7 protein-coding genes and 1 pseudogene are annotated in these 11471 nt (G+C 45.2%); 5 read left to right on the forward strand and 3 right to left on the reverse strand.

From position 1 onward, the window contains the following. From A3761_RS28055 to murI, 3 genes and pseudogenes are all read left to right on the forward strand, one after another. Nucleotides 1-277, forward strand: a pseudogene (locus A3761_RS28055) (ABC transporter permease); the annotation flags it as partial. Nucleotides 278-289: 12 nt separating this feature from the next. Beyond that, nucleotides 290-2209, forward strand: coding sequence for a Gldg family protein (locus A3761_RS21965; RefSeq protein WP_068514696.1), 1920 nt, complete (start codon nt 290-292; stop codon nt 2207-2209). Nucleotides 2210-2222: 13 nt separating this feature from the next. Further along, nucleotides 2223-3068, forward strand: coding sequence for a glutamate racemase (murI, locus tag A3761_RS21970; protein ID WP_068514699.1), 846 nt, complete (start codon nt 2223-2225; stop codon nt 3066-3068). Here the strand turns inward: murI and A3761_RS21975 are convergent. From A3761_RS21975 to A3761_RS21985, 3 genes are all read right to left on the reverse strand, one after another. Beyond that, nucleotides 3041-3697: a bifunctional 2-polyprenyl-6-hydroxyphenol methylase/3-demethylubiquinol 3-O-methyltransferase UbiG gene (locus tag A3761_RS21975; protein ID WP_068514702.1), complete on the reverse strand. Its 657-nt coding sequence runs from the start codon at nt 3695-3697 to the stop codon at nt 3041-3043. The two genes, murI and A3761_RS21975, sit on opposite strands and share 28 nt — an antisense overlap. A gap of 81 nt (nt 3698-3778) precedes the next feature. Beyond that, nucleotides 3779-5962: an EAL domain-containing protein gene (locus A3761_RS21980; RefSeq protein WP_068514704.1), complete on the reverse strand. Its 2184-nt coding sequence runs from the start codon at nt 5960-5962 to the stop codon at nt 3779-3781. Between the two features lie 81 nt (nt 5963-6043). Continuing rightward, nucleotides 6044-8164, reverse strand: coding sequence for an HDOD domain-containing protein (locus tag A3761_RS21985; protein WP_068553703.1), 2121 nt, complete (start codon nt 8162-8164; stop codon nt 6044-6046). Between the two features lie 253 nt (nt 8165-8417). Between A3761_RS21985 and A3761_RS21990 the strand changes: the two genes are divergently transcribed. Together A3761_RS21990 and A3761_RS21995 are read left to right on the forward strand one after the other, a co-directional pair. After that, entirely contained in the window at nt 8418-10064 is a 1647-nt protein-coding gene (locus A3761_RS21990; RefSeq protein WP_197470091.1) for a P-loop NTPase, read from the forward strand. Nucleotides 10065-10117: 53 nt separating this feature from the next. Next, nucleotides 10118-11471: acetate--CoA ligase (locus A3761_RS21995; RefSeq protein WP_082870337.1), on the forward strand; the 1354-nt coding region annotated here is incomplete at its 3' end.

Genomic DNA, 11471 nt, shown 5'->3' on the forward strand with positions numbered 1-11471 from the left:
GTCAGCAACAACGAAAAACCAGATAATTGCCTTTATTCTAACCTTGGTGGTGTGCTTTCTAATGGTGGTAGCAGGGTTTCCAATTGTTCAGGATGTTTTCTCGTCTTGGGCGCCGTTGTGGTTGGTTGATGGCTTCGCTAACCTAAGCTTCCTGACTCACTTCGATGCGATATCCCGTGGTGTTATTGATTTGCGCGATTTTGTTTATTTTCTTGTGCTCATTTCGGCCTGGCTCTATGCCACTGTTTTGGTCGTTGATATGAAGAAAGCGGATTAAGGGGAGATAGACATGACTAATTTAAAATCATCTAAAGGTTTATTGATTGTATTTATTGCCATGTTTGTGGTGATTCTCGTGAGCTCCAAACTGCTAAGCGGTGTTCGCTGGGATTTGACTGAAAATGGTTTGTATACCTTGTCTGACGGCACTAAGAAAATAATTAAAAGTCTTGATAAGCCCGTGAACTTAACCTTGTATTTTTCTGATAAAGCGAGTTCACAGCTTCCTGCTTTAAGGACTTATGCTCAAAGAGTCGAAGAATTGTTGCAAGAGTATGTAGGTCTATCTGACGGGAAGCTCAGCTTCGAAAAAGTAGATCCTGTGCCTTTCTCGGAAGCTGAAGATGAAGCTTCCTTGGCTGGCTTGCAAGGCGTGCCAGCAGGTTCCCGAGGTGACGAAATTTACTTTGGCTTGCGTGTACAGAATGAAGACGGCGCAGAAGAAGTGATTCCATTTATGCAGCCAGACAAAGAGGCATTCCTTGAGTATGAATTGACGCGTTTGATCTCGTCTCTGTCAAAGACGGCTTTGCCTAAAGTCGGAATTTATAGTGGCGTGGAAATCAATGGCGGCTTTGATTATATGACTCGACAGACACGTCCAGCTTGGTCGATTGTCGAATATATGCAGGAAGGCTTTGAACTGGAATGGATAGAAGACAATGCCACCGAAATTCCTGAGGTGGATGTGCTCTTGCTTGTTGCACCTCAAAACCTTTCAGATAGTTTGTTGTTTGCGATAGATCAGTTTGTCCTGAAGGGTGGGAGAACCTTGGTATTTCTCGACCCGTACTCTGAGGCACTTGCCGGACAAAGCGGAATTCCTTCTGTACAACGTTCAGATCTTAATAAGTTGCTGCCTGGCTGGGGTCTCCAGTTGCGCGAAGATGTGATCGTGACTGACTTCGCAAACTCTATGGTTGTCGGGCTTGGACAGAACCGAAATCCGGTGCGACATATTGGCTTGTTAGGGATGGACCCGAGCACGGCGAGCTCAGGCGAAGACATTGTCTTGTTCGGATTAGAGAGCATGAACTGGTCTTCAGCGGGTATCCTGGATAGTCTTGAAGACCGTCAGACGGAAGTGAATGTCTTGTTATCGAGCAGTGAACAGTCAATGCCACAAAAAGCTGAGCTCTTAACAAATCTGCAAGACCCTCAAGACTTATTGAATGACTTTGAACCAACGGGCGAGCGCTATGCCCTTGCTGTAAGAGTTTCAGGGAAAGCGAAGACCGCTTTTCCTGAAGGTGTAACAGTGCAGAAGCAGATCTTATCTGATAGCGATGAGCCAAATGCTGAGGGCGACTCTTTGGATGCCGAAGAGGTTCAGAAAACCGAAACAGTTAGCGAAACGCTTTTACCGGAAATAAGCGAAGGTGAGGCGCTTAACTTGATGATTGTTGCGGATTCAGATCTACTGACAGATCGACTGTGGATTCAGGTTCAGAATTTCTTTGGTCAGCAGATTGCCACGCCTTGGGCCGATAATGGTAGTTTCCTGGTTAATGCTCTGGAAAACTTTTCGGGGCATCCGGAGCTAATTCAAATTCGTAGTCAGGGGCGCTTTAATCGTCCTTTTGATAAAGTTGAAGATATACGTATGGCGGCTGAAGAGCGCTTCCTGGAGCAGCAAGAGTTGCTCGAAGAAGAGCTTCAGGCAACTGAGAGTAAGCTGATGGATCTGGAGCGTTTACGGGGTGAAGGTGATGGTGCTCTATTTACTGATGAGCAAGCCCAAGAGTTAGAAAGCTTTCAGGTTGAGAAGCTTAAAATTCGTAAACAGTTGCGAGATGTTCAGCATCAGTTGGACCAGGATATTGAAAACTTGGGTACGCGTTTGAAGTTGATTAATATCTTTTTAGTGCCTGTACTAGTTTGCTTGTTTGCGCTATTTGTCGCAATGCGCAAGCGTTCTGTGCAGCGCTAAAAGGCCTCACCCTTTGACACAGTCGCCCGCTGCTCGCTCGATTCTGGTACTAGATTCCGGAGTAGGGGGCTTGAGTGTCTGCCAATCGATTCTGGCGACAATGCCAGAGTTGCAAATTATCTATTTTGCAGACGACGCTTACTTCCCTTATGGTTTGTTGCCGGAGCAGGTGCTTCGGCAACGCTTAAGAGAAGTTGTCTCGGCAATGTTGCTCCAACATAAGCCAGAGCTGGTTGTTCTGGCTTGTAATACTGTTAGCACCCTAGTCCTGCCGGATTTACGGGCGGAGTTTGATGTGCCCTTTGTCGGCGTTGTACCCGCTATAAAGCCCGCAGCCCAGATGACCCAAAGCGCGGTGATAGGGTTATTAGCGACTCCGGCAACGGTTAAGCGCCAATATACAGATCAATTAATTAAGGACTATGCAAGTCATTGTTGCGTGGTTCGAATTGGTAGCAGTGAGCTTGTTGAACAAGCCGAAATGCACTTGTCGGGTTACCCAGTTGATCAAGCACTTCTTGCTCGAGTGCTGGCACCGTTTAAACAAGAAGTCGATGGCTCAAGGGTAGATGTGGTTGTCTTGGGATGTACTCATTTCCCTTTACTTAAAGATCAGCTTAGTGCCTTGCTTCCCCAGGTAAGCTGGGTAGATTCCGGTGAAGCGATTGCAAAGCGAGTGCAGCATTTGTTGGCTGGTGAGCAGGGGGTTATTCCAGGGCAAGATCTCTCTACAAAGAACGCGATTCATCAGATTTATTTTTCTGAGATGACGCCTAATGAAGAGGTGTTCTCGGAATCATTACAAGCCTTGGGCTTAGCTCAATACCAGCTTCACTGTTTCTCGGCCAGTATGGACTGAAATGCGGGTTGGCCCAGTACGCTAAAAGTCTGCTCTTTACAGAGCTTCAAACCCTTCTTTTCAAGTAGGTCTGCGTAATTGTAAAGGCCATGAATAGCATTGCCTGCGACCGCAAAGAAAGCCGTTGCGGCGGTTAGCCAGTAGGCTTGCTGAGCAGTCTTTTGAAATATATTGCCACTGGCAGTTTTAAAATCACCAATAATCACGTAGCCACCTGGTTTACACAGTTTGATCAGGTGGTCTAACACCGCATTCATTTTGTCTTTCTCAAATACTGTTAGAAAGAAGTTGGCAACCACGACATCATAATTAGCTTTTGCTTCATGCTTGAGTATGTCACCAAGGATAGGTTTAATATTGAGTGACTCCTTATCGGGGTGCTTCTCAATAAGTTTGAGGTTGGTATCCATCATTGTTGGTGATAAATCAATTAATGTCGATTCAGCACCGAGTTCAGCTGCTCTAATGGCATCATCACCTTGTCCCGCACCAGCAAATAAGACTTTACTACCAGTCTTGACGAGTTCTTCATCAAGCATCGCTAAGCGGCATTCCTGTATAGCATTGCCGCTATATAGTTTGCTTAAAGTGTCGTAGGAACGTCCAATTAATCTGTATTTGTCTAACATGGTTTGAGCTTTCAAAGAGAAGAGGCAGGTTTGACTATAAGGCTTTGCATTATTATGGATGTTCTGAGGAAAAAGGCCAGCTTATATCTCAATAAGCTGGCTCGCATTGTTGTTAATCTGTTCAAGTGCGTCACGGCCTGGAACGGCTCTACCAAAATAGAAGCCTTGAATCTCCTGGCAGCCCAAAGACTTTAGGTAACTTAGTTGAGTCTCGGTTTCGACGCCTTCGGCAACAATATTGAGTTTCAGGCCGTGGGCCATGGATACAATAGCATTAACGATGCAGGCATCATCGTGTGTATCTTCAATATCCTTGATGAAGGACTGGTCTACTTTCAAAGTATGAATAGGCAGTTTATGAATATAGTTCAGTGATGAATAACCCGTGCCAAAGTCGTCAATGGCAATGGTGACGCCATGCTCAGAGAGTTGTCTGAGTTTTTGAGTCATATTCTCAAGGTCGTTCATAATAACATTTTCAGTGAGCTCGATTTCGAGATTTCCGGGCGGGAAATCTGCCTGGCGCAAGCTGGATAGTAAACGCTGTACAAAGCGCGGGTGTTCAACCTGGAGAGGTGAGAAGTTTACTGATAAGCGAATGTCACTTTGGCCGCTGTCGATCCAGGATTTAATTTCTTTACAGGCCGAATGCAGTACCCAGTCGCTAATATCAGACATTAGTCGGGTTTCTTCGGCTAAAGGAATAAACTCGCCAGGATAGATTAGACCACGCTCAGGATGCTGCCATCTTACCAGCGCTTCAACACCGATGGTCTTACCTGTCTTGGCAGAAATTTGAGGCTGATAATAAACTTTGAACTGGTTACGTTCCAGTGCGTTTCTAAGGTCTCTTTCCAGGCTCAAACGATTTGAGGTGTGGATGGCCATATCTTCGCTGTAGTACTGGTAACCATCTTTACCGCGTCCCTTTACATGGTACATAGCAACATCGGCATTTTGGATGAGCTGGTCAACCGTGTTCCCGCCATTAGGGTAGACGGCAATACCAATACTTACGCCGACAAATACTTCATGCTCACCCAGGTCGAAAGGGGCTTTGAGTGTTGAAATGACTTTCTTGGCAATGGTTCTGGCATCTTCAGGCGAAGAAATTGATGGCAGAAGTAGGGTGAATTCATCTCCACCAAAACGAGATAAGGTATCACACTTTCTGACGCAGCTTTCAAGGCGAAGGGCCACAGACTGCAATAAGCGGTCGCCCATAGCGTGCCCCAAAGTATCGTTGACCACTTTAAAGCGATCCAGATCCAGGAACATGACGGCGACATGATTCTTGTTTCGTTTGGCCTGCGCGATAGAGATGTTTAGACGGTCTTTAAACAGCGCTCTGTTCGGGAGGCGTGTAAGAAGGTCGTGATAGGCCTGAAAGTTAATAAACTCTTCGGCTTCTTTTCGCTCGGTAATGTCACGAGCTGTTCCATAGGTGCCAATCACTTTGGTAAGCGTTTTCTTTTTTCCGGAAATGTCTGTAACTGAGGTTCTTACTTTACGCTCAATAGGGAAGAAAGTGACTTCAAAATAGCGCGCTGTATGGTCTGATTTTTTAGCTTTCAGGCGCAACTCTGAAGACCAGGTATCCTGTTTTTTACCGAACTGTTCCTCAAATAGATAGCTGGCACGCTCCAGGTCATTCTCTTCAATAATATCCAGGTAGTTTCGGCCGATTAAGTCTGTTTTCTTATAACCAAGAATGCTTTCTACTTTGTTGTTCAGAAAAGTGAATCGACCACTTTTGTCGAGCATGAAAACGATATCAGGAGAACTGTTAACGATGTAGCGGTGAAGTTCTTCAGATTTTTGTAGTCTCGATTGCATAGCGTGGTGTGCTTTTTCAAGCATCACCTTCTGCAGGGCGCTTTCCATGGTAGAAAGCAGTTCTTCAGGGTCATAGGGCTTACGCAAGTAATCATACGCGCCACGTCGTAAAGCTTTGCTTACCGCAGAAAAAGAAGACTCGCCGCTGACAACAATTGTTGCAACATCGATTTCTTTTTGAGTGATAAAGTCCATCACTTGATGACCATTGAGATCAGCCATATTCAGATCAAGAAGAACTAGATCAAAGTCTTCTGATGATAGCTTTTCACAGGCCTGCAGGCCACCATGTGCGCAAACAACTTGATAGCCTTTGTTGAGTAGAAGGTTCTCAAGACTTTTAAGTAGGCGATACTCATCGTCGACGATAAGAATGCAGGCTTGTTCAGTTTGCAGACTTAGATTCTGCTCTGTTTTTTGTATTTTCATGCTAACTCTTGACCACTACGTAATCACTACGTTCATTACTGCTCCATATTCCTCTCCTATAGTCGCTTCCATACACATGGACTATAGGCTTTCTTGAGGAAGAAAGATTTGAAACGTCGTTCCTTTTTCGTTGCTTCTACAACTAATGGTACCTTTAGCATCCCTGACGAGGTTTTTGGTAATACTCAGGCCCAAGCCTGAGTGTCCGTCACCTTTTGTTGAGGTAACAGGTTTAAAAAGGCTTTTTGCTATTTCTTCTGGCAGGCCTGGGCCTTGGTCCTTGATCAGGATTTCTACGTAACCCTGGCCATTAAGGTTGATATTGGCTGCCGTGCTGATAAAAATAATGCCGCCTTCAGGCATTGCTTCCGAGGCGTTTTTAATCAGATTTGTAATGATTTGCTTGAACTGGTTCCTTTTCGTGCCGATTCGCTTCAAGTCCTGATCTAAGTCTAGCTGATAGGAAGTGTCGTGCAAGACGAATAAAGAATGCTCATATAAGGTGCAAAGATTCTTGATTTCGGTATTAATGTCGACGCCGGACTGTGTTTCGACGGCTTCTTGTTTTAGGTCGCGTAAACGTAAAATAATCTGACTTGTTCTATTTAGTTCTTCTCTGACAATATCAAGCTCTTCAGCTAGCTCGTGTTGCTCGTAACTTTCTGCAGGCCCCGTTAGTTTGTTAGACAAAGAGACCAAATAGTTATTAATGATGTTTAAGGGGTTGTTGGCTTCGTGGGCTATTTCCCTGGCTCGCTGTGCCATAGCTTCAGTGCTGGCATCGCTCTCAATGCGTGTAATTTTTTCCGTGGTCTTACTGCAAGCCTGGGCCATTTCCTCGGTAAAGTACTTTAATAAACGTATTTGGTGTGAGCTTTGGCTCAGAGAGTGTTCACAGGCAATCACCAATACGCAAAATAAGTCTTCATGAGTCCGAATCGGACAGCAAACAATACCCGTGCTATTGAGTCCCCTAGTTATCTGCTGATCGACAACTGATAAGTTGTTTGAGTCATTGGCTGAGCTTGAGGCCTCAATATTGTGGTCAAGTGAGCACATTACCTGGTTTCTTGCGGCTGACTGCGCGACTAGGCTGCGCTCATTACTTAGTTTCACTTTAATAGGTACTTCATTGTCGCCATGTGCCTGGCCTGAAACGAGCTCTTTAGATTCGGGGTTAAACCAGTAGACTTCGCTTTGGCTAAAACCAAAAAGTAGCTCAAGGCTCGTGCGTAGTGACCTTCCTAGCTCATCTCGGTTTTGGGCGTGACTCAGTTCAGTGCTAACATTCTGGATAAGACCAATCTTTCGGACTTGCTCGGCCAGCTTTACTTGGGCTTTTTTATCGTTTTCACTATCTATGTCGGCTTGAATGTCTATTTCGATATTTAGAGTCTTGGCCATTTCTTTAACATCGCCTTCGACTTTAAAGACAATTTCTTTTAGTAGTGCGCTGTTTAGTTCAAATAATTGGTAACCCAAGTCTGCGAAACTGTCGCCTGAGAAATAATCCTGCTGAAAAGTGCCTAACTGGCTTGAAAGGTATATGAGCTTAACCAGGTGATGAGCATCCTGAATAGATTCAGGCTCGGCGTGATGGAACTCAATCGCATCAACAGCAAAGCTACTTAAGTTCCACTCTTTTGCGAGCCATGCTCCTATTTGAGTATGGTCAACTGAAAATGCTTCTTGCTCAAATTTACAGAGCTTATGAGTAAGAACCTCTGGCTTACTACGAAGTTCTGCATACTCTTGTGGAAAGTGACTGTCGAGAACCACCTCCCCGATGTTGTGAAGCAATGCAGTCAGATAGGCTTCATCAGGATTAGGGTAGCTGGTCAGGATCGCTAATGCTTTTGCAATTAAAGCTGTGCTCAGAGAGTGCTTCCAGAACTGTTTCAAAAAAACGAGGTGTTGACTCTTAAAGCCCGAGAAGAATTGTTGTACCGCCGCAGTGATAACAATCGTCTTGATTGTATCGGTACCCAAAACAAGTAGAGCGCGCTCAATACTTTTTATTTCGGTTCCGCGATTGTAGAACGACGAATTTGCCAGGGATATAACGCGTGCGGTGATCGCAGCATCATGACTAATTATTTGTGACATTCGCTGAAAGGTTGCGCCGTCTTCCTGACAAGCTTCCAGCATTTCAACCAATACATGAGGAAGAGAAGGTAGCTTATTTACCTTCAATTCGTTCATTATTTGTTGTGTGTTGTCTGTAGTCATGGCTTTTTATGATAAAAAATCGTCTTTTNAAGAACGTTATTATTGAGCATATATTAGACAATACTCTTTACAAATTAAACATTTATTGCACTTTTTTTAAGTAATTGTTTAAAGGTGAGATTTGCTACTAGAAAAATACTACTTGGTTGTTGTGCGTGATTTGGTGTTTTATCTATCTTAAAGTCGGTAGAATGGGCGAGTTCATGATGTGCGCATGGTAATGTGTTTGTTTGAACCTAAAACGTATTGCCTGCAGGGCAAGCGCACTGAATTTAGTATTAAAACTGTTACCTTGAAAGGCCTTTTTGCGGTGATGCTAGACAAGAATAAAATACCCCGTGTAATCGCGATCACTGGCGGAAAAGGTGGTGTAGGTAAGACGAGTGTTTCAATTAATCTGGCGATTGCTTTGTCAAAAAGCGGCTCCAAAGTGTGCTTGCTAGATGGTGATACCGGCTTAGCTAATACCAATATCATGTTGGGGCTCTATCCCGCCTATACGCTGGAGCATTTGTTCACGGGTGAAAAGTCGATTCAGGATATCGTGCTCGAAGGGCCCGAGGGTATCCAGGTCATTCCAGGAGCATCGGGTTTCGCTCAGTGTGTTGAGTTGGATGTCGGGCAGCAACAAAGGCTGGTGACTTCTATTCGTGCAATTGAGCCTCATTATGACTATATGATGGTCGACACAGCCGCGGGTATTTCTCCAACCGTTCTTCATTTTATTGCCGCGTCTCAAGTTGCTGTCGTTGTGGTGACCCCCGAGCCAACCTCTTTAACTGATGCGTTCTCTCTGCTTAAGGTGCTCAAACGCCGCGGTTATCGGCGAAAGGTTCAGATTGTTGTCAATATGGTCTCTAATGCGGCGCAAGCTAAGAAGGTCTTTCAGCGCTTTTCACAAGCCGTTAGTAAGTATCTGGACCTGAATACAGAATACCTGGGCTCGGTATGGATGGATGAAAGCATGCGAGCGGCAGTCAGCTTGCAGCGTCCTGTTGCGCTTTATCCTAAAACCGATCCTTCCGCTCGTTGTTTTTATCGCTTAGCAGAAAAAATAGATGACCTGTTTAGCCAGACAGGCGTTCCGCGTTTGGCCTTTAGCGCCTATTGGCAAAAAGTAGTAGAGCGACAAGTCGCTCGCCCACAGAAAAGCATCGCGGCCAAACAAGCGGCTTCGACAAGAAAAACGACGTCTCTTCATAAACCGGGCTCTTTTGATAAGCTGCGTGAGCAAATGGCAAGCTTTAGCTCGGCAGGAGAGCAATCCCAGGGGAATAAAAGAGCGGTCTCGAGTTATGAACAAACCTTGCTTGACCAAGTTCGGGAAGCTCAAGGCGACTTGTCTCCTGAATCAGAGATCCATGTTGAAGACAATGCTTTGGATTCCGGCGTTGAAGCTAGCGTTGAACGTTATGTTGAGCAAAAAGCAGAGCTAGTAGAGGAGCCGCTATCAGAGCATTCTGAAGATGCATGGGTCGATCTACGGCTTCGTTTAAATAACTTCTTTAGCGATAAAAATACAACACCCGAACAGATGGTGACTTTGTTGTCTGGGTGTATTTACAGTTTTGGTGATCGTCTGGGCAATGCAGCAGTTGACCTTCTTCATAGCTTGCTGCATTCTCTGGATCCTGATCAGTTGAGTGAAGAACAAAAACAATTGTTATTGTCTGATTATGAACGCATCGGTTTGGATGAATACCGCCAGTCGATAAAGCTCAGACAATCCAAAGCCCGTTATGACGCTTCTGGTTTTGGTGATCAACAAGTTCTAGCGCGAGCAATTCGCTCCTCAGCTGAAGATATACCACTGGAAAGTTTATTAGAATCAATCAAGTATGCGTCTTTAGTCGACTCTTCCGGTGACTCATAAAGAATAAAAAGAGACTCTGAATAGTGAGGCTCTACAAGGACCGGAGACATCTCATGAGTAATCAAAAAGTTTATCCCATTCACGCGCAGGCTAAAGCCCGCACTAATATCGATCAAGACCGTTATCAAGCGCTTTATCAGCAGTCGCAGGATGACAATGAATCGTTCTGGGCAGAGCAGGGAAAGCGCCTTGAATGGATCAAACCTTATTCCCAGGTAAAAGATGTATCGTTTTCTTCTAATGATTTGCATATTCGCTGGTATTACGACGGTGTCTTGAATGCTTCGGTAAATTGTCTAGATCGCCACTTGGCTGAGCGTGGTGAACAGACTGCAGTTATCTTTGAGGGAGATGAGCTAGATTCTTCTAAGCATATTTCCTATCGAGAGCTGTACGAAGAAACGTGTAAGTTTGCCAACGCCATGCGACAAACAGGTGTAAAAAAGGGCGACATTGTCACTATCTATATGCCTAATGTTCCTGAAACCGCTGTAGCGATGTTGGCCTGTGCTCGTATTGGTGCCATTCATTCTGTTGTGTTTGGTGGTTTTTCTCCTGAAGCCTTGGCTGCTCGTATCGCTGACGGTGCAGCGAAATGGGTCGTGACGGCTGATGAAGGCGTACGTGGTGCCAAAGCGATTCCTCTAAAGAAAAATGTCGATGCAGCGATTGAAACCGATGCGGTCACGACGGTTGAAAATGTCTTTGTGTTAAAACGCACCGGCAATGATGTTAATTGGGTCGAGGGTCGAGACCTTTGGTATCATGAACTTTTGGCAGGTGCTTCGAGTGAGTGTGAACCTGAGCCAATGAATGCCGAAGACCCGCTCTTTATGCTTTATACCTCTGGTTCGACGGGTAAGCCTAAAGGTGTTCTTCATACGACTGGCGGTTACATGGTCTATGCCTCGCTGACGCATGAAGTTGTTTTTGATTATCAGGAAAATGATGTTTACTGGTGTACAGCTGATTTTGGTTGGATCACCGGCCACACTTACATGCTTTATGGGCCGCTAGCGAATGGTGCTGTGAATGTTATGTATGAAGGTGTGCCGAACTACCCTGATTTTTCGCGTTTTTGGCAGATTGTTGAAAAGCATAAGATTAACGTTATCTACACTGCGCCGACCGCAATTCGAGCCTTGATGGCAGAAGGCGATGCCTATGTTGAAAAATGCGACCTATCAAGCTTGCGTTTGCTGGGAAGCGTGGGTGAACCAATCAACCCAGAAGCCTGGGACTGGTATCACCGTGTAGTAGGTAAAGAAAAGTGCCCGATTGTCGATACTTGGTGGCAGACCGAGACGGGTGGGGTGCTGATTTCTCCTTTGCCTGGCGCCACGGAATTAAAGCCTGGCTCGGCGACACGCCCTCTATTCGGTGTTAAACCTGCGATTGTCGACAATG

Source organism: Oleiphilus sp. HI0123, from assembly GCF_001635315.1.

Coding starts and splice junctions, on each gene's coding strand:
- A3761_RS21965 (WP_068514696.1), top strand. CDS start 290: ATGACTAATTTAAAATCATCTAAAGGTTTATTGATTGTATTTATTGCC.
- A3761_RS21975 (WP_068514702.1), bottom strand. CDS start 3,697: ATGTTAGACAAATACAGATTAATTGGACGTTCCTACGACACTTTAAGC.
- A3761_RS21980 (WP_068514704.1), bottom strand. CDS start 5,962: ATGAAAATACAAAAAACAGAGCAGAATCTAAGTCTGCAAACTGAACAA.
- A3761_RS21985 (WP_068553703.1), bottom strand. CDS start 8,164: ATGAACGAATTGAAGGTAAATAAGCTACCTTCTCTTCCTCATGTATTG.